The sequence below is a fragment of the Spirosoma sp. KCTC 42546 genome, from assembly GCF_006965485.1.
Classification (GTDB): domain Bacteria; phylum Bacteroidota; class Bacteroidia; order Cytophagales; family Spirosomataceae; genus Spirosoma.
The window spans coordinates 6212144-6230293 of record NZ_CP041360.1 but is presented as its reverse complement, the minus strand read 5'-3'; the positions used below and the strand labels follow the sequence as shown (position 1 = coordinate 6230293).

Below are 18150 nucleotides of genomic sequence, written 5' to 3'. Positions count from 1 at the left end.
GCCCGGTACTACCTAAATAATTCTTCACCGACGAGGTAATTCAGTTCTTCGTAGGCGCTAATCCGGTCGGCTTTCAGGCGGTTGAGCTGGCGAACACTATCGTTGTAGGCTTCAATCAGATCGACAAATTCAATGAGTGTCAGATTGCCTTTCTGGAAGCTGATAATAACGCCCCGGTTTAGCTCGTCGAATTGATCGGTAAACGAGCGTTCAATAGACTGAACCCGCCGTTCGACCTCCCGAACTTTTTGCAGTGAGGTTACTACTTCGTTGCCGACCTGAATGGCCTTTTGGCGTTGTAACTGACTTTGGTAATTGATCTGACTACGGGCTGCCCGAATGGCTCCCTGATTGCGGTTGAAAACCGGGATGTCGGCCGATACTGACAGGCCAACATAGTTCTGAATATAGCTGCCTGCCTGGTCGTAGGTGCCGCCTACGCGTAAATCTGGTACGGCCAGCGACTTCTGTAAATTATAATTCAGTTCAGCCTGTCGAATGAGTGACTCCGACGCTTTTAGATCGGGCCGATTGCGAAGGGCCATTTGCTGGAGCGTGTCGTCAGGTTGCGTAGGCAGGTGATAACGGGGTAACGTTGCGTCTCGAACGCGCGGCTGAATGGGTTGATCTACAGACAAGAGCGTCCGTAAAGCCCGCTGATCGTCGGCCAACTGGAATACGATCTCCGTTCGGTCGTTGTTGAGTTGAAACAGTAGCGCTTTGAGCCGAAGCAATTCACGAAGCGAAATGTTATTTCGTTCGTACTGCTTTTCATAGGCCGACACCGTAGTTTCAAGCGTAGCAATCTGCTGATTAAATCGATTCAGCGTCAGCTGTTGAAAGTAAATGGAGTAGAACCGACTCCGTAGATCAAAGCGCAGGCCGCGCAGTAAATCGAGCAATTCTAATTCGGTCAGGCGGGCCGCTTCCGATGCAAGTGCAATGCGTTTATTCCGTTTTCCGGCGGTATAAAGCAATTGTTGCACCGAGATGATTTTCTCACCTTGCCTTCCTACGTCCAGCACCCGCCGGGTTTCGCTATTGAACGAGCTAACCTCCAGCGTTACGTTTGGGTTATCGTATAAACTGGCTTGTAGTACCTGCGCCTGACTGGCATCGATCCGAAATCGCTCGGCCAATAACAGCAGATTGTTTTTCAGAAACAGGCTATCGGCTTGCCGAAGGCTTATGTGAAGGGAATCCTGCGCCAGGGCAGACTTGGTATTCTGGAAAAAAAAGAAACTAAAGAAGACGATCAGCAGCAGCCGCATGAGTTGACATGAATAGGGCTACAAAGGTCTTTAATTTGTATTAAAGGGAGCTTAAATTGACATTAAAGGGAGTTTATAAAAAGATTAGAAAATTATTAGAGACTCTTATTAAGGCTTGATTTTAACCGTATAAGTGTGTTAAGGCTGATTTAATCAGCGGAATGTGAGGTTTAATATGTAAGTGCCCTCACACATGCGGTAGCGAAACGGTAAACGTACTGCCTTCGCCCAGGTTGCTATTAACTGATAAGGTTCCCATGTGGAGTTCAATGAGTTTCGCACAAATGGATAAGCCGATGCCAAATCCCTGATAGTCGAGAACGTTAGTTGATCTGTAGAATGGTTCGAAAATATGCGCCTGGTCGTGTGGTGAAATACCAATCCCCTTATCCTGAACCGTGATCCGGCAATACTGACTATCTGTGCTGATGCGTACTTGGGCAGTATGGTCTGGTGAGTATTTGCAGGCGTTATCGAATAGGTTGAGAAACACTTGTTTCAACAGTTCCTCATTTGCTTTAACAAGTGTTTCGGTCTCAGTTTCCGGCAAATTGCTGTAGTCAACTGCAATTCGGTACGTGGGCTTGGCACTTACCAGTTCATCTTTAGCCAGAAAAACAACATCATCAGCGCGAACAGTCCGAAACGATACCTGATTGCTTGTTTCCAGCGTTCGGGCCAGCAGTAGTAAACTATTGGTCAAGCCAATGAGCCGATCGGTATCTGAAAGTAAGTTGATCAGAATCTCTTTGTGTTCAGCTACGGTTAGCGGTCGGCGTAAACCCAGTTGGATCTCTGACTTCAGCGCGGCCAGGGGTGTTCTGAGTTCATGCGATGCATGCGATACAAAACTTCGCTGTTGTTCAAAGGCCTGGTACAGCCGGTGCAGTACGTCGTTGAAGTTCATGGCCAGTCGGGCAATCTCATCCTGCCGATTGCCTTCGTCCAGTCGTTGCTGAAGATTGAGCGCTGTAATGGTCGATACCTGCTGATTGATTTGGCTGATGGGGCGTAAGGATTGACCGGCAAAGAAAATACCCAGTCCAATAGTAATGCTCAGGCCCGCCAGCAATCCCCAGCCTAAGGTTAATCGCAGATTTTCCAGCTTACTCTTCCCAAACTGATCGTAGGCGGAAGCTAACACGACCAGGTCCCGACCGTTCTGCTGGTAGAGCAACCCGACCAGTTCATTGTGCTCACTAAACGTTTCAATTTCTTTCTTTTGCCGAACCTCGTCCAGTAGAGTTGTCTGGAAATGAATGACCTGATCATCGACACTCGAATAGATCAGACGATTCCTGGCATCGAAAATCAGAACTTTCTCATCGATCAGGGCCGTGAGCGTATTACGATCAATGATTTTAAGCAACTCCCGATCCACTTCTTTCACTTCAATTAAAAAGCGAACGGTAGTACGGGCTTTATTTTTGAGCCGCTCGTAAAACTCCTCCCGCCGGTACGTAGCCGACACCAGATAAATCAGCACCGAAAAAACGATCAGAATCGTAGCGACAATGAGTGAGAACTGTAGGGCGATGCGGTTGCGGATGGTCATGGTGAGAGGGAGGAAAGGGGGGAGGGGGAGGAAGGGAAGAGAGGGAGGATGGAGGAGAGGGAGAAACGAAATTAAGCATCCCCTTTCTCCCTCTCCTCCATCCTCCCTTTACTCCTCCTTCAACACATAACCCATACCCGGCCGGGTATGGATCAGTTTAGGCTCAAAATCGCGGTCGATTTTTTTGCGCAGGTAATTTACATACACCTCCACGACATTCGTACCCGGATCGAAGTTAAGATTCCAGACGGTTTCGGCAATATCCATTTTCGAGAGAACCCGGCCTTTGTGGCGAATCAGGTATTCCAGCAGGGCAAATTCGCGGGCGGTCAGGTCAATGAGTGTATTGTCTCGCCGAACCTCCTTAAGGCTCAGATTGACCGTCAGATTGGCTACCTGACAGATGTCTTCTGTAATTGGATCGTTAATGAACGATGAACGCCGGAAGCAGGTAGCTACCCGTGCCACCAACTCGCGGAAATCGAATGGTTTCACAAGGTAATCATCAGCTCCTAGACCCAGGCCTTCTATTTTGTCTTCAATTTCTCCCAGTGCCGTGAGCATAATAATAGGCAACTGTGGTTTCTCGGCCCGCACACTCCTACAGACTTCAAAGCCACTTAAACCGGGTAGGTTGATATCCAGGATCAGTAAATCGACACCGGGTTGCAGCGCCATCTGTCGTCCGTTCAGACCCTCATAGACGACCTCCGTGGCATAGCCTTCTTCCAGTAACCCCCGGCTGATATTCTGGGCTATACGCCGGTCATCTTCTATGATCAGTATTTTCTTCATATCGTGAGCGTTGAGTTGGTTATTAAGTCAACGCTCAACTTAATAACCAATAAGCAACTAAAATTTACCATAAAAAAACTCCCTCGTTACAGATATCCGTAACGAGGGAGTTTTGTGATCGTTAAAAAGAGAAACGATGACCAGCTTACGACTGCGAAGTCGGGGTTGCGTTTTCTTTTGTACCGTACCGTTTGCGGAACTTGTCCACACGGCCGGCTGTATCGAGCAGTACGTTTTTGCCCGTATAGAACGGGTGCGACTGCGAACTAACCTCGATCTTAACGAGCGGATAGGTTTTGCCTTCGAACTCGATGCTGTCTCTGGTTTGAACCGTTGAGCGGGTCAGAAATTTATAATCGCTCGACAGGTCGTGGAATACCACTTCGCGGTAATCCGGGTGAATGCCCTTTTTCATGATTAATCTCAGTTTCTTGTCATCTTCTCGGTTTCCGACCGAAAAGGACTGCAAAGGTACGGTTTTTATCAGGATTGCCAAGCCTTTTTGTGGGTTCTTTTTCAGGCTGATAACGAACTGGTTAAACTGGAACCGTTGCCTAATAATGCGGTAATAAACAGTTGGTCCTCTGCGTCTTTTTTCATACATTTCCGAACCGTACGCTTTCTCCACGGAATAGTGCTCGCCAGAGTTTGGCCCCACATTCCGATCAATAAAAATCGCTTTATTAATTTCTAAGAATAGCTCTCCACTGGGGTATTGATAAGTCGCTAACGCTGACGACTTAACAATTTCTTAACCTGCCTGAAGAGTTGAACGTTTCAAGGATTTATCAAAACACCCGAACCTTCCGGGTTGCTTTTCCGTCTTTTTCAAAGGAACTTTAGAACGCCATCCGCTACACCTTTGGGTAACTACTGAGGTTCAGTTTTTTGGTTACTTTTTTTCCTTTCTCGTCTGAATAGATGACACTATACTACCTCTTATAATTAACCATCATATACATTCAATCTCAACCGTAACCTGTATGCAGTCAACATTTTTCCATACTTAACTAGCCGAAATACGTATGTACGTTATCAAACGCGACGGGCGCCGGGAGTCCGTCAAGTTCGACAAAATCACCGCTCGAATCGAGAAGCTGTGTTATGGTCTTGACCCAGCTTATGTGCAGCCTGTTGAAGTGGCTGTAAAAGTTGTCAGTGGTCTGTACGATGGGGTAAAAACCACCGAACTCGACAATCTGGCCGCTGAAACCGCAGCTTCCATGACGACCAAGCACCCCGACTACGCCATCCTGGCCGCTCGGATTGCCATCTCGAACCTGCACAAGGAGACGAACAAATCGTTCTCCGGTACCATCAAGAAACTGTATCAGTATGAAGATCCAAAAACGGGCGAAAATGCGTCATTGATCTCGAAAGAGGTGTATGATGTAGTTCGTCAGCATGCGGCTCTGCTGGATTCAACCATTATTTATGATCGGGATTATGGCTATGATTACTTCGGCTATAAGACTCTCGAAAAATCGTATCTGCTAAAGCTGGACGGCCGGATTGCCGAACGCCCCCAGCATATGCTGATGCGGGTAGCTGTTGGGATTCACATGGAAGATGTGGACGCAGCTATCGAAACCTATAATCTGCTTTCCGAAAAGTGGTTTACGCACGCTACGCCGACCTTGTTCAATGCCGGTACACCGAAGCCACAGATGTCGAGTTGCTTCCTGCTGACCATGAAGGACGACTCCATCGACGGAATTTATGATACACTGAAACAAACCGCCAAAATCTCGCAATCGGCGGGTGGTATTGGCCTGAGCATCCATAACGTTCGGGCAACGGGAACCTACATTAAAGGCACCAACGGAACCAGCAACGGGATTGTACCGATGCTGCGTGTATTTAATGATACAGCCCGTTATGTGGATCAGGGTGGCGGGAAGCGGAAAGGCTCCTTCGCCATTTATCTGGAACCCTGGCATGCCGATGTATTTGACTTCCTGGATCTGAAAAAGAACTCCGGTAAGGAAGAAGGCCGCGCCCGCGATCTGTTCTACGCCCTCTGGACGCCTGATCTGTTCATGAAGCGGGTGGAAGCCGACGATGTTTGGTCGTTGTTCTGCCCACACGAGTGCCCAGGTCTGGCCGATTGCTATGGTGATGAGTTTGAAGCTTTGTACGAGCGCTACGAGCGCGAAGGCCGTGCCCGCCGGACGATAAAAGCGCAGGAGTTGTGGTTCAAAATTCTGGAATCGCAAACCGAAACGGGTACGCCTTATATGCTGTATAAGGATGCGGCTAACAAGAAATCGAACCAGAAGAACCTCGGTACCATTAAGTCGAGTAACCTCTGCACCGAAATCATCGAGTACACGGCTCCCGACGAAATTGCGGTGTGTAACCTGGCATCGCTTGCCCTGCCGAAGTTCATTACACGAGGTAAGGACGGCATCATGCGGTTCGATCACCAGAAGTTGTATGAAGTGACCAAAACGGCCACCCGCAACCTGAACAAAATCATCGACATCAACTATTATCCAGTTGAAGAGGCTCGTCGGAGTAACATGCGTCACCGGCCAATTGGTCTGGGTGTGCAGGGACTGGCCGATGCCTTCATCATGCTGCGGATGCCGTTTGAGTCGGAGGAAGCGCGTCGCCTGAACGAAGATATTTTCGAGACGATTTACTTTGGTGCCATGACTTCGTCGATGGAGCAGGCCAAAGAATATGGTCCGTACGAAACCTGGAAAGGCTCGCCAATTTCGGAAGGCGTGTTCCAGTTCGATATGTGGGGTGTTAAGCCTAAGTCGAATCGTTGGGATTGGGAAAGTCTGCGGAAAGACGTTGTTGAACATGGTGTGCGGAACTCGCTGCTGCTGGCACCCATGCCAACGGCATCGACCTCGCAGATTCTGGGTAACAACGAGTGTTTCGAGCCGTACACGAGTAACATCTACACCCGTCGCGTATTGTCGGGCGAGTTCGTTGTTGTGAACAAGCACCTGCTCAAAGACCTCGTGAAGCTGGGTCTATGGAACGATGCCATGAAGAATAACCTGATTCTGGCCAACGGCTCGGTACAGGCGATTCCGAATATTCCGCAGAATATCAAAGACCTCTACAAAACGGTTTGGGAGATTAAGCAGAAGCACATCATCGACATGGCCGCCGATCGGGGCGCGTACATCTGCCAGTCGCAGTCGCTGAACATCCACATTCAGGATTCTAACTTCGGCAAGCTGACGTCCATGCACTTCTACGCCTGGAAAGCGGGTCTGAAAACAGGTATGTATTACCTCCGTACGAAGGCCGCTGCCGATGCCGTGAAGTTCACCGTGGTACAGCCACAGGCCGAGCCTCAACTGGAAGCAGTCCTAACCGAAGCCGTTACGGTAGAGAAACCCCTCGATTACGTACAGTACGCCAAGGAGCACGCCCAAAACACGACGCCCCAGCCCGTACCGATGGTAACGGATCTGGAACAGCAATATGCCGCCATGACCTGCTCACTCGATGACCCAGAAGGTTGCGAGATGTGTGGATCGTAGTTTAGGTTGATATATTGAAAATTGATAACTCCCGGCTGTGCTTGACATGGCCGGGAGTTGTGTTAATATGGGGTTAGGATTAGCTATTAACCACGCATTGCAACGTTTGAGTATTAGCAACTTAACTCCCTGACAGGTATAATCTGTGGCAAAGCCCTGATAGCCCAAACCCAAGCGTATACCGTGATTGGCAAATCAGCCTTGATCCACTAATTTGGAAACGGCCCACTTAATAATTTACTAACCAAATCGTGTTTATAACGATTTGTAATAGTATCAAAACTTTCAATTAGATTGCAATGTTGATCTTTTTGCAGAAGAACGTAAAGTTGTTACGTTCTTCTGTAGGATAAGTGCCTTTAAATCAGCATTGTCATGGAAAAAAAACATCCAGAGGAGCATATAAAAATAAATAGAACTAAGAGTGAAAGGAGATTTCAGGCTGAGTTAAGACTAGTTAGCTTTAAAGACGGTGAGTTCTTTATGAATTATATACCATCTTTAAATCTTACAGGCTATGGCGATACAGATGAAGAGGCTAGACATATGCTTATGGACATTGTCCTAAAAGATTATATTGATAACCTTATGCATTTGCCAGAATCTGACTTGTATATCGAATTGCGCCAGTATGGTTGGGTGCGAAAACCATTCCTAACCAAGCAGTTAAGAAATATTCAGTTTCTGGATACTAACACAATTAAGGATACCTTTAATCTTCCGGCAGAGACGGTTATTGAAGAAAAATACGTCACTGCATAATGGGGGCAATGGATTCAATTAAGGTATCCTGCTGGATATCTTTTCTTAAATTTAAAGGTTGTACATATAAATCTACAGAGGCTTCTCACGAAAAATGGCGTTGTCCAAATTGTACCAGATCGATTATATTCTGGGGTTCGAAAAAGGAAATACCAATCAATCATATCTTCTCTAATCTACGTTCGATGGGTGTTCTTAAGCGGGATTTTACTGACTGGATAGCCAAGAATTGTTAACATTTACAGCCTCGCTAGTTCGGGGCTTTTTATTTCACAAAGGGTGACTTTGCAAGAATTGCCTTTTATTGTTAGTTGCAGAAGAAATACTCTTTCGTCCAGCGTTTTCACAATTATTGAGCCACCAAAGATTATTTTGCTTTAAAACACTATCTTTTTAGTATGCAATTTCGATTTGATCGTATCGCCTGCGGAGCAGAAAAAACGGCCTGCTCAATAAGAAGCTACAAGTGTATGATTTGGCCCTTGCTGGACTTATTCAGTAGGTTCGTTAAGGGCTTTTGTTTACCTCATGGACTTAGACGCCGATTACCACTGGGTTTCCTTATATCGTAACTTGCCATCATGAAGAAACTTACCCAAGTATTGGTAATGCCCCTGCTTGTCTTGAGCCTGATTGGGTGCGGTCAGCAGCCGCTGGACAAAAAATACAATAGCACAACCATGTGGTACGACATTCGGGTGGGATCGAAACCTAAAAACGATTCCATCAACCATGAGTTATGCGCTCAGGCAGTTGCCGAAAATACCAAGCATGGGGTGAAGAACGAAGAGCTTACCTATCAGGAGTTAATTGATCAGGGCTACGAATTGCTGGCTAAAACGCATACGGAGGCTTATGCAGATAGTTTACGGAAAGTGTATAACCCATAGCAAGATTGAACTCATTTCAGCAAATCCGCTAAATACGTCTTCACAAGTTTGATTCGTACCTGGTAGAAATGGTCGTCGGAGGAGAGTAGGCGGGTGCGCCGGAGTTGCGGTAACTGCAAGGTCTCCGTAGCGAAACGGTGCATCAGCGAATCGACCTGAGTGAGGGACTTCATTAGATCAATGTTCAGGGCTGAGTTGATACTTACTACTTTTTGGGCAGCCGCAGTGCCTTCCGTGGCTGGAATGCGCTGGTAATCGACAGCTAACGTATCCACAAACAGATTTTCGTCGCCGTAGATAATCCGGCCATTCACAATGGTAGACCGTACCGAATGGTCATCCTCTGTTAGCAATGCATCTAACGCGGGTTGCCGGGCCGATTGCTTGCGTAAAATGAAGAAGTCGGCGTTGTAGCCTGTTTCAATGGCTCCGGCTTTTGCCTGGCCCAGCGCTTCGGCTGGATTTCGGGTAACCATGGCCAATAGTTGTGCATTACTGATATCGAGGGATACCGCATCGCAGAAATGTCGGGCAAACTTCAGTTCATCCCAAACATGCTTACTACCGCTGGGTGCCCAGTCGGAGCCCAGGCACACGTTAATGCCGTGATCGAGCAGCGTTTTTATGGGGATTGTATCGCGATAGAGAATCAGATTGGATACCGGCGACCAAACGATGCTGATGTGATTGTCGCGCAGGAAATCGAGGGTGGTCGGGTCGGAATAATCTAAGCCACAGGCATGGGTTAAGGTCAGATGAGCCGTTTTCAGGAACTCAGGATTATGGAGTTGCGCGAGCGCTTTCCGAAACTCAGTAAACTCCCGCCGGCTGAATCCATCGGGTTTTCCACGTTGAAGATAGCCTGATCGTCCTTCGGCAATATGTGCGATGGATGCATAAAATCGGTTATTGCCGTTTTGAACGGATTGCAGAAAATCATCGAAACTCGGGTGGCGCATCATGGGCCAGCCAGAGGTATCATCATTGGCCTGTAAGGGGCTGCCGGACGGATCGAAATTCGGGCCTGGCCTGACAAAATCGACCACGGAAAATACCTTTTTCGTAACCGGAAGCCCTAGTTCCTGAGGAGCGCCGGTATTCCGAACGATGAAGCTCGGCAGGCTGCCGTTATTTTCTAACTTAATGGTTTGCTGAAGGAGCGTAGTGCCGCCCGCTACGGCCTGTAATTCAGTAACAACGCCGTACATTTTCTGGATTTCGCTGATGGCCGAGGCCATCGAAACAGCCGTTGCCGGTTCTGCCTTTTCCTTCGTAAGCGACTGGACTATGGGCTGCACAAAGCCCAGATAATCGTTTACCCAACGCGATTCAATGTAGTCTTTAAAGCTTTTTATTTCCCGAAGGTATTGCTCATTGTTTCGCCATTGATACCGGTTGCTCCAGACCGCTGGGCTTTGCCAGAGTGGGAAAATATTGTACTCTGAATGGACATGTAAATTGATCAGACCCGGAAAAATAACTTCATCATCAGCCAGTTCCAGTAGAATCAAATCCGGAAGTGAGAGTGGTACTTTGCCATGCTGAATCGTCTTGATTTGACCGTTTTGAACAAGAATCGTTTTAACGGATTCACGTCCCTGAGAATCAACTACATTCCCCATGATGCATAAGGGGCGGCCAGACGATGAGTACATAGAAGTTGAGTAGTGTTTTTCTTTTTGTGGATAATCTACTATTTTATATTGTGTAAATAGGTATTAGAGGTAGATTAATTGGTATTGTCGGCTGGGTTGCCGTATTTAGCTATAGAGCGAACTGACACTACATCTTACCATGGCTACCAGAAAAATCAATCCGTTGCAGACAGAAACACACCGGCTCAATAGACTTTTTATACGACTTGTTTTTGGGTTAGCCTGCCTTCAGTTATCACTGGGTGTTTCGGCCCAAAAACTGAGCGTTACTAAAATGGACGCGCTGGTTGAGAAACAGCTATGGCCTGCTCTCGATGAACTCAGCGATTATGTGTCGCTCCCAAATGATGCGGTCAATGCGGAGGATATTAACAAAAATATTGCCTGGACCGAAAAAGCGTTCGCGAAACGAGGCTTTCAGACAACCGTACTCAAGACCACGCATTTGCCGCTGTTTTTAGCGGAGAAATCCATCCCGAAGGCAACACAAACGGTTCTGTTCTATTTTCATTTAGATGGCCAACCCGTACGGGCTACCGAATGGAATCAGAAAGATCCGTGGGTGACGGTATTCAAAGAAAAAACGAGCACCGGTGACTATAAAGAATTGGGGGGGGATCTGCCGAAAACGGTTGTCAACGATGAATGGCGACTGTTTGGTCGCTCTACCTCAGACGATAAAGGGCCGATCATTATGATGTTGAATGCCCTCGACATTGCGCAGGCCGAGAGACAGACTCCACCTTTTAACATCAAGATTATTATCGATACGGAGGAGGAAAAAGGTTCGGCAGGCTTAAAAAGCGCGCTGGATTCCTACAAAGAGAAATTGAAGGCCGATTACATGATTGTCATGGATGGCCCCATGCATTCGTCCAATATCCCGACCCTGACCTTTGGGTGCCGGGGCAATGCTGGTTTCACCATGACAACCTATGGGGCCATCACGCAGCAGCATAGCGGCCATTTTGGTAATTACTCACCCAATCCGGCCTTTCGACTGGCCCGGTTGATTACGTCCATGAAAGATGAGCAGGGGCGGGTGCTGATCCCGGGTTTCTACGATGGGATTACGTTTGACGATGCCACCAAAAAAATCATGGCCGCCGTGCCCGATAATAAACAGGACATCAACAAAACCTTGCTGATTGCCGACGAAGAGAAAGTGGGTGCTAACTATCAGGAGTCGCTTCAGTATCCATCGCTGAACATTCGGGGTATGAAGGCTGCCGTGGTGGGGAAAGGGTCTGGTACCATTATTCCGGAAGAAGCCGTAGCCAGTTTCGATATTCGGCTGGTGCCCGAAACGGATGGCAAACGGATGGTTGAGCTGGTTCGTAAACACATTGAAAAACAGGGCTTCACCGTACTGGATCACGTGCCAACGTCCGAAGAACGGCTGAAGTATAGCCAAATCGTGTTCTTCGAAGGTAATGCTGGAACGCCTGCTTTCCGTACCAATATCAACGAACCGATGGGTAGCTGGCTGCGGAAAGCGGTTACGAGCAGCTTTGGTAAAGACCCTGTCATCATCCGAATTATGGGAGGCACCGTACCCGTGGTTCCGTTCATTCAGGCGTTGAAAGTTCCGGCGGTCATTGTGCCGTTAGTGAACATGGATAACAATCAGCACAGCCCGAACGAAAACCTGCGGTTGGGGAATTTACGGACGGGAATAAAAACCTGTCTGGCTATTCTGACGACGCCCTTACCATGACGTATTTTTGTGATTCCTACCTTTCGGAATTACAAAAACTATAAAATTATGAGGCTCCTGCTCCTTTTGTTCACAACCTTACTGACAACGGCTGCTCTGGCCCAGGCGCCTTTTGCTGAACAGCTCGCCAAACACCGCGAAACCTATAAAAAGGATTTACTGGTATCGGCGGGTGGTCCATTAAAAGCGCAGGAGGATTTGGCGTATATCCAGTTTTACGCTCCCGACTCCACCTATCAGGTAACGGCTACGGTGCAATTAACGCCCAAGGCTGAGCCGTTTGAGATGCCTACCTACAATGGGCAAACCAGGCCGCATGTGTCCTATGCCATCCTGTCGTTTGTGCTCAATGGTAAGCCCCAGACATTGACCCTCTATCGGAACTTGAATGTGATCCGCATGCCCGAATACCGCGATTATCTGTTTCTACCGTTCAAGGATGCCACATCGGGTATGGAAACGTATGGGGGCGGCCGGTACATCGACTTTCGAACCGGCGATATTCAGAACGGCCACCTGACCATCGACTTTAACAAGGCTTATAACCCCTACTGCGCCTATCAGGAGGGTTATCCCTGCCCAATTCCCCCTACACAGAACCTGCTATCAGTCCCCGTTACTGCTGGCGAAAAGAACTATGGAAAAGCGCATTGATGGGCGCATTTCGCACACCGAAAGGTGCTGAAAGCCAGATAATTCCGGGTTGGATTAGGGAATACAGGCAGCTAAACAACCCTTCATTGTTGCCGCTTTCTGCCGATTTGTGAATATTATTTCAAAGAAACAACTTATTCGGCAAATATCGGGTTGACTAATTAGTGGGGTATCTAAACCCTCATAGATGGGCGGAGTGCCGTCGAAGTAACCCACCTCTCTAATAATACATCCTGACGAACACACGCAGGCTGATCTCACTTAATACCGATAAGGAATGGAGACATTTAGTAAAAAAGAAAAAGAAAAAGCAAGACAAAAAAAGAGAAAAGACAAGGAAGAAAAGCGAGAAGAACGGAAAGCGAGCGCCCAGAAAGGGCAAGGGCTTAATGAGATGTTGGCCTATGTGGACGAAAACGGGAACATAACCTCGACGCCACCAGACCCAAGAAAAAAGAGAACGATCGATCAGGAAGATGTTCAGATCGGCGTATCAAAACAGGAAGCAATGGCCCCGCAGGACAGCGTCAGGCAGGGTATTGTTAGCTTCTTCAATGCGTCGAAAGGATACGGCTTTATACGGGATTTACAGAGTCAGGAGAGCATTTTTGTGCACATGAATGGCCTTATAGATGCCGTTGGTGAAAGTGATAAGGTAACGTTTGAAGTGACCAGAACACCCAAAGGGCTCAATGCCGTTGAGGTGAAAAAGGCTGTATAAACGGAATCGACAACTCGGTTTATAAACCATATTTTCACAATTGACACTAATTGGGGATAAATAGGGTTATCTTTATAGACCAGGTGCCACTCGGACACCCGGCTCATCCTTATCTCCTATATTATGAGTAAGCCGATTTACACCTCCATTCCCCCCACCACCGATAATGTATACTGGATGTTGAAGTCCTCGGATGGTAAAACCAGTATTTATGTGCCACGGGATAGAGATCTTGACCGACAGCTAAAGATTAAATTTCAAGCCGAAGTCGCTGCACGGACATCAATCAAACGGAAAAAGGAGTATCGGTAATCACTAAGGAATAACTACGTATACTACTATAGCCTGGCCTCTCAGCCAGGCTTTTTAGTTAAATGGCTCTTTGGTAAGTGGCTGTAAGATAGTTACTTACCAAAGAGCCATTGTTTATTCTTATGGGTTAGTATTACTGTTTGCTATTTTGAAAAATAAGGTGCTCATCTTCAAGCGGTTCCTTGTTGTCGAGCTTAAGGCTTGACGTAGTCGATTCCGTATTTACGTTCCAGGTTCGATTTAGCAGATCGAATGGCTTCGATGTTCCCAAGTTGAGCGTTAACGAGGAAAGCCCATTTCCTCCATAGTAGGTTACAGCAGGTGAATAAATCCAGGACCCTTTGGTCGATTTGTTTCCCTGAGTGGCAGTCACAGACCCATCCGCCGAGAATACGAACGTAATGTCTTTGAAGTTAGACGACTTATCTTCTGTTCGTTGTTGGAATAAACTAACAGACCAATTGCCGGTTGGCATCACCGATTTTACATCGATTGTAGTCGCGGTTGTCGTAGCAGGAGCCACGTCGTCGGATTTTTTGCAGGAAAATGTCGTAGTAACCAATCCCACTAGTAGAAGCACAAGAAGTTTCATAGGAAAAGCGCGTTTAGATTTTTGTACAATACGACGTAACCCTGGTTGAAGTTGCGTGAACTACTTAGTAAATTTTACTTAGTATGCATCTGGGTTATCAACTGTCCATAGACTGACTCATTCTTGGCTTGTCATTAAGATTCATTAATCTCCGGGAGGCTTCCAAACACGAGAGAATAGTTGGTGGTTAACCGTACAGAATCAGTGTACGTTTCTATTATCAACTAGTATGGCAAAGACAGGAGCCGACCTACTGGTCGAACGGTTGTTGGAATGGGGTGTCGATACGGTATTCAGTCTTCCCGGCGATGGTATCAATGGCATCTATGAATCACTGCGAAACCGACAAGACAAGATTAAGCTTATTCAGGTGCGACATGAGGAAGCGGCTGCCTTTATGGCCTGCGGTTATGCCAAATTCACGGGTAAACTCGGAGTTTGCATAGCCACATCAGGTTGCGGGGGAATTCACTTGCTCAACGGCCTGTACGATGCCAAATATGATGCTCAGCCCGTACTGGCGATCACCGGGCATACCGCCCATGATATTAGCGGAACGTTTTTTCAACAGGATGTTGATCTGGTCAAAGTATTTGCCGATGTGGCCGTTTATAACGAGCGGGTTATGGGGCCAGACCACGTCGTTAACGTATTGGATCAGGCTATTCGCACGGCGCTGGGTCAGCGTACGGTAACACACATTTCATTCCCGAAAGATTATCAGGACTGGACAATACGTGATGATACCCGCTCGTCGACCAACGTTCCTAACCATAGTAGCGCGACTCAGGTTAGTCAGACAGTTGTTCCCGATGCGAACCAGTTACAGCGAGCGGCCGATCTGATTAATGCGGGAGAAAAGGTGGCAATTTTTGCTGGTCGGGGTTGCCTAGGTGCCCGTGACGAAGTACTCGCCCTGGCCGATGCTGTAGGTGGTCCAATTATCAAAGCCTTGCTGGGCAAAGGTGTTGTACCCGATAATGATCCATACACCACGGGCGGTCTGGGATTGCTGGGAACGGCTCCTTCGCAGGATGCAATGCAGGAATGCGATACATTGATCATGATTGGAACGCGGTTTCCATACCTCGAATTTTACCCTAAAGCAGGCCAGGCCCGAACGGTTCAGATTGATCTTGACCCATCCCATATTGGCCTCCGAACTCCCGTTGAAGTCGGGCTGATGGGCGATAGTAAAGCTGTGTTACAGGCCTTACTGCCATTAATTCATCGTAAAAAAGACCGCAGTTTTCTGGAGAAAGCGCAACAGCGAATGACCTACTGGAACGAATTGATGACCGAACGGGGCACCCAGGATACGATTCCAATGAAACCACAGGTGATTCCGCATACGCTTAGTCCACTCCTGAATGACGATGCTATCGTTACCTGCGACTGTGGCAATAACACGACCTGGGCCGCCCGACATATTCAGATACGGGGAGATATGAAATTTTCAACCTCGGGGCTATTAGCTACAATGGCTTCGGGCTTACCCTATGCCATTGCTGCGTCAGTGGCTCATCCTGGTAAGCAGGTTGTCGCTTTAGTGGGCGATGGTGGCTTCACCATGCTCATGGGCGAGTTGGCTACAGCGGTAAAATACAAACTACCCATTAAGGTGTTCATTTTCCACAACAATTCGTTTGGCCAGATCAAATGGGAACAGATCGTGATGGAGGGCAACCCCGAATTTGCGGTCGATTTACAACCCATTGATTTTGCCGCCTATGCCAACGCCTGTGGAGCAAAGGGTTTCACGATCGACGATCCCAAACAGGCCGAAGTAGTTATTCGGGAAGCGATGACCCATGATGGCCCTGTTGTAGTAGATGCCATTGTTGACCAGAATGAGCCGCCTATGCCAGGAAAAATCACAACTGAACAAGCTATCGAATTTGCCAAAGCCCTTGTTCGTGGGGAGCGTGATCGGAGTGAAATTATCAAAAACGTGATCAGCAATCAGTTTCACGAGGCCATTGCTACTAAAGGACGCAGTTTGCTGGATATTTTGCCCGGTAGAGGGTAAGTAATCAAATGCTTATTCTTTCTAATGTAGTAGGTTGATCGTTAGGAGATTATATATCAATAGCTATGAGCTTAGAAGAAGAAATAACGATCTATCAATTCGGGCATGGCGTCTATTCCGTTAGTGATAGTCTTGAGCGCTTTAACCAACTGGATGAGCACGCAAAAAAGATATGGTTGTATGAGCTTTATTCGCTGATACAGCTATTGAATCCCGTTGATGCTGATATTGAACAGGCGATAGTTGATAGCTCGTTAAATCCTACAGATACGCCTTGCATTTCGCTGAAAGCTCGCCGATTCAGGCCACGTCTGGTATTCCTGCCTGATGGTGAGCCTGAAAAAATAGCTGAATTGCTACTCTACGTATTTAAGGTAGCTTACCAACGGAGCTACGCGCTGGAAAAGGAAAACCCAGGCGAATAGTGGTATTCGGATTTCTCGAAGCCTGACATCGTACAGACTATACTAGCGAGACATCATGCGCTAGTCGATGATATATACAATAACCCCAGCTTTCGATGCGAATTTGTCACCCTTACAAAGCTGTGGTATAAGCGAATAACAGGAACACAGGCAAAATCATCAGAACCAGAACCCATTTCTGAAACCCAGACTCACTTTGATTTCCTTACCTATGACGAGATAATAACGAAGCCTATTGCCGTACATAAGCAAGAGAATGCAATATGGGTACTGCAAAATTCAGTTAACAAAGGACTAGCCAAACAGTATGGATTAAATTCTGATCAGGCAAATCGATTAGTGATGGCTGTGGTTGAGCGGCATATGCAGGAAACGTACAATACCGGACTTTTTTAAGGCCTCACTAATGTCGTTTTTTACCTTCTTGATCGCTTGGATTATGTAAGAATCAGCCGCATAATCTAGCTTAAAAACTACGAGTAAAATCAGCCTACTGAGGCCTTTTCGTGCTGAAAAACAGCTTAGTATACGCTTGCTCAGTATAAAAATCCAGCCTATGAACTGGTGGATGGTGTTTCATGTGTGCCAGTGGGTGTTTACTATAAATAACCTGCCGGAGGGTTACCTCTTGAGTGATCAGACTTTTTTTGCTCAGTCTATAAGCCAGCAAACTATAGACCTGGAAAAGCCCGATACACTCTTATTGGATATTGCCCTGTTTCAGGCTACGAATGAAGCCCGTCGGCAGGCAGGTTTAACTTTGCTACAGTATGATTTGGCTTTGTATCAGGCCGCCCAAAAACACGCTCAATCAATGATAGCCTACAACTATTACGGCCATGAGAATTTTCATAGCCTGAGTGAGTTGACGCCCATGAAACGCATTGACAATCAAACAAAGCAGTTTTGGCGAATTGCCGAAAATATTGGCCAATACCAAACGATAGATACACCTGAGTGGTTCTGCGTCCGTTTGAATAAACGAACGCATCAATACGAGTACCTGGATTCTCAAACCCGCCAGATTTTTCAACCGCACACCTATGCTGGTTACGCTCGATATGCGGTAACGCAATGGCTCAATTCACCCCATCACCGGGCTAACTTACTTAACCCTTTGTTCACGCATGTCGGTTGTGCAGGCCGCCTGTCGACCAATCCGTTCAGGGAGCGAAAAGCGCCATTTGGGCGGTTGGTGCAGAATTTTGGGACAAAACGTTTATTCGCTCAGGCTGATCATTAGACGTATTCCCTTCTCTACCGATC

Annotated in this window: 16 protein-coding genes; 10 read left to right on the top strand and 6 right to left on the bottom strand. The window is 47.2% G+C overall.

Annotated features, from left to right (window positions below; all coding sequences use genetic code 11):
• Positions 1 to 8 precede the first annotated feature (8 nt).
• From EXU85_RS25705 to EXU85_RS25690, 4 genes are all read right to left on the bottom strand, one after another.
• The gene (locus EXU85_RS25705) at positions 9 to 1271 is read right to left on the bottom strand and encodes a TolC family protein (RefSeq protein ID WP_142774830.1); all 1263 of its coding nucleotides are present in this window, start codon (positions 1269 to 1271) and stop codon (positions 9 to 11) included.
• A 187-nt stretch (positions 1272 to 1458) separates the two neighbouring features.
• Positions 1459 to 2826 carry a cell wall metabolism sensor histidine kinase WalK gene (locus EXU85_RS25700; RefSeq protein WP_142774829.1) on the bottom strand — a complete coding sequence of 456 codons (1368 nt, stop codon included), beginning with the start codon at positions 2824 to 2826 and terminating at the stop codon, positions 1459 to 1461.
• A 108-nt stretch (positions 2827 to 2934) separates the two neighbouring features.
• Positions 2935 to 3621 carry a response regulator transcription factor gene (locus EXU85_RS25695; RefSeq protein WP_142774828.1) on the bottom strand — a complete coding sequence of 229 codons (687 nt, stop codon included), beginning with the start codon at positions 3619 to 3621 and terminating at the stop codon, positions 2935 to 2937.
• Between the two features lie 145 nt (positions 3622 to 3766).
• On the bottom strand, positions 3767 to 4036 hold the full coding sequence (locus EXU85_RS25690; RefSeq protein ID WP_111348381.1) for a type B 50S ribosomal protein L31: 270 nt from the start codon (positions 4034 to 4036) through the stop codon (positions 3767 to 3769).
• A 610-nt stretch (positions 4037 to 4646) separates the two neighbouring features.
• On the opposite strand from EXU85_RS25690, the gene EXU85_RS25685 reads away from it, so the two are divergent.
• The 3 genes from EXU85_RS25685 (at position 4647) to EXU85_RS25675 (ending at position 8779) form a co-directional block, all read left to right on the top strand.
• Positions 4647 to 7127 (top strand): ribonucleoside-diphosphate reductase subunit alpha, encoded by a 2481-nt coding sequence (locus EXU85_RS25685; protein WP_142774827.1) that lies wholly within the window; start codon positions 4647 to 4649, stop codon positions 7125 to 7127.
• Positions 7128 to 7502: 375 nt separating this feature from the next.
• The gene (locus tag EXU85_RS25680; RefSeq protein WP_142774826.1) at positions 7503 to 7889 is read left to right on the top strand and encodes a hypothetical protein; all 387 of its coding nucleotides are present in this window, start codon (positions 7503 to 7505) and stop codon (positions 7887 to 7889) included.
• Positions 7890 to 8470: 581 nt separating this feature from the next.
• On the top strand, positions 8471 to 8779 hold the full coding sequence (locus EXU85_RS25675) for a hypothetical protein (protein WP_142774825.1): 309 nt from the start codon (positions 8471 to 8473) through the stop codon (positions 8777 to 8779).
• Positions 8780 to 8790: 11 nt separating this feature from the next.
• On the opposite strand, the gene EXU85_RS25670 is transcribed toward EXU85_RS25675, so the two are convergent.
• On the bottom strand, positions 8791 to 10434 hold the full coding sequence (locus EXU85_RS25670) for an amidohydrolase family protein (protein WP_142774824.1): 1644 nt from the start codon (positions 10432 to 10434) through the stop codon (positions 8791 to 8793).
• Between the two features lie 139 nt (positions 10435 to 10573).
• Here EXU85_RS25670 and EXU85_RS25665 point away from each other — a divergent pair, with 139 nt between their 5' ends.
• The 4 genes from EXU85_RS25665 to EXU85_RS25650 all read left to right on the top strand — a co-directional run bounded on the left by EXU85_RS25665 (position 10574) and on the right by EXU85_RS25650 (position 13838).
• Complete coding sequence (locus tag EXU85_RS25665; RefSeq protein ID WP_246859245.1) at positions 10574 to 12151, top strand: M20/M25/M40 family metallo-hydrolase; 1578 nt, start codon at positions 10574 to 10576, stop codon at positions 12149 to 12151.
• A 48-nt stretch (positions 12152 to 12199) separates the two neighbouring features.
• Positions 12200 to 12805 (top strand): DUF1684 domain-containing protein, encoded by a 606-nt coding sequence (locus EXU85_RS25660; RefSeq protein WP_142774823.1) that lies wholly within the window; start codon positions 12200 to 12202, stop codon positions 12803 to 12805.
• A gap of 277 nt (positions 12806 to 13082) precedes the next feature.
• Complete coding sequence (locus EXU85_RS25655; protein ID WP_142774822.1) at positions 13083 to 13526, top strand: cold-shock protein; 444 nt, start codon at positions 13083 to 13085, stop codon at positions 13524 to 13526.
• A gap of 123 nt (positions 13527 to 13649) precedes the next feature.
• A complete protein-coding gene (locus EXU85_RS25650) occupies positions 13650 to 13838 on the top strand; it encodes a hypothetical protein (protein ID WP_142774821.1) in 189 nt (62 codons plus the stop codon).
• Between the two features lie 133 nt (positions 13839 to 13971).
• Here the strand turns inward: EXU85_RS25650 and EXU85_RS25645 are convergent, their stop codons facing one another.
• The gene (locus EXU85_RS25645) at positions 13972 to 14430 is read right to left on the bottom strand and encodes a hypothetical protein (RefSeq protein ID WP_142774820.1); all 459 of its coding nucleotides are present in this window, start codon (positions 14428 to 14430) and stop codon (positions 13972 to 13974) included.
• Between the two features lie 229 nt (positions 14431 to 14659).
• Between EXU85_RS25645 and EXU85_RS25640 the strand changes: the two genes are divergently transcribed.
• The 3 genes from EXU85_RS25640 (at position 14660) to EXU85_RS25630 (ending at position 18127) form a co-directional block, all read left to right on the top strand.
• Positions 14660 to 16459: a thiamine pyrophosphate-dependent enzyme gene (locus EXU85_RS25640; RefSeq protein WP_142774819.1), complete on the top strand. Its 1800-nt coding sequence runs from the start codon at positions 14660 to 14662 to the stop codon at positions 16457 to 16459.
• 65 nt (positions 16460 to 16524) lie between these two features.
• Positions 16525 to 16884: a DUF5958 family protein gene (locus EXU85_RS25635; protein WP_142774818.1), complete on the top strand. Its 360-nt coding sequence runs from the start codon at positions 16525 to 16527 to the stop codon at positions 16882 to 16884.
• 556 nt (positions 16885 to 17440) lie between these two features.
• Positions 17441 to 18127: a CAP domain-containing protein gene (locus EXU85_RS25630; RefSeq protein ID WP_142774817.1), complete on the top strand. Its 687-nt coding sequence runs from the start codon at positions 17441 to 17443 to the stop codon at positions 18125 to 18127.
• Positions 18128 to 18150 lie beyond the last annotated feature (23 nt).

Coding starts and splice junctions, on each gene's coding strand:
- EXU85_RS25705 (WP_142774830.1), bottom strand. CDS start 1,271: ATGCGGCTGCTGCTGATCGTCTTCTTTAGTTTCTTTTTTTTCCAGAAT.
- EXU85_RS25700 (WP_142774829.1), bottom strand. CDS start 2,826: ATGACCATCCGCAACCGCATCGCCCTACAGTTCTCACTCATTGTCGCT.
- EXU85_RS25695 (WP_142774828.1), bottom strand. CDS start 3,621: ATGAAGAAAATACTGATCATAGAAGATGACCGGCGTATAGCCCAGAAT.
- EXU85_RS25690 (WP_111348381.1), bottom strand. CDS start 4,036: ATGAAAAAGGGCATTCACCCGGATTACCGCGAAGTGGTATTCCACGAC.
- EXU85_RS25685 (WP_142774827.1), top strand. CDS start 4,647: ATGTACGTTATCAAACGCGACGGGCGCCGGGAGTCCGTCAAGTTCGAC.
- EXU85_RS25680 (WP_142774826.1), top strand. CDS start 7,503: ATGGAAAAAAAACATCCAGAGGAGCATATAAAAATAAATAGAACTAAG.
- EXU85_RS25675 (WP_142774825.1), top strand. CDS start 8,471: ATGAAGAAACTTACCCAAGTATTGGTAATGCCCCTGCTTGTCTTGAGC.
- EXU85_RS25670 (WP_142774824.1), bottom strand. CDS start 10,434: ATGTACTCATCGTCTGGCCGCCCCTTATGCATCATGGGGAATGTAGTT.
- EXU85_RS25665 (WP_246859245.1), top strand. CDS start 10,574: ATGGCTACCAGAAAAATCAATCCGTTGCAGACAGAAACACACCGGCTC.
- EXU85_RS25660 (WP_142774823.1), top strand. CDS start 12,200: ATGAGGCTCCTGCTCCTTTTGTTCACAACCTTACTGACAACGGCTGCT.
- EXU85_RS25655 (WP_142774822.1), top strand. CDS start 13,083: ATGGAGACATTTAGTAAAAAAGAAAAAGAAAAAGCAAGACAAAAAAAG.
- EXU85_RS25650 (WP_142774821.1), top strand. CDS start 13,650: ATGAGTAAGCCGATTTACACCTCCATTCCCCCCACCACCGATAATGTA.
- EXU85_RS25645 (WP_142774820.1), bottom strand. CDS start 14,430: ATGAAACTTCTTGTGCTTCTACTAGTGGGATTGGTTACTACGACATTT.
- EXU85_RS25640 (WP_142774819.1), top strand. CDS start 14,660: ATGGCAAAGACAGGAGCCGACCTACTGGTCGAACGGTTGTTGGAATGG.
- EXU85_RS25635 (WP_142774818.1), top strand. CDS start 16,525: ATGAGCTTAGAAGAAGAAATAACGATCTATCAATTCGGGCATGGCGTC.
- EXU85_RS25630 (WP_142774817.1), top strand. CDS start 17,441: ATGAACTGGTGGATGGTGTTTCATGTGTGCCAGTGGGTGTTTACTATA.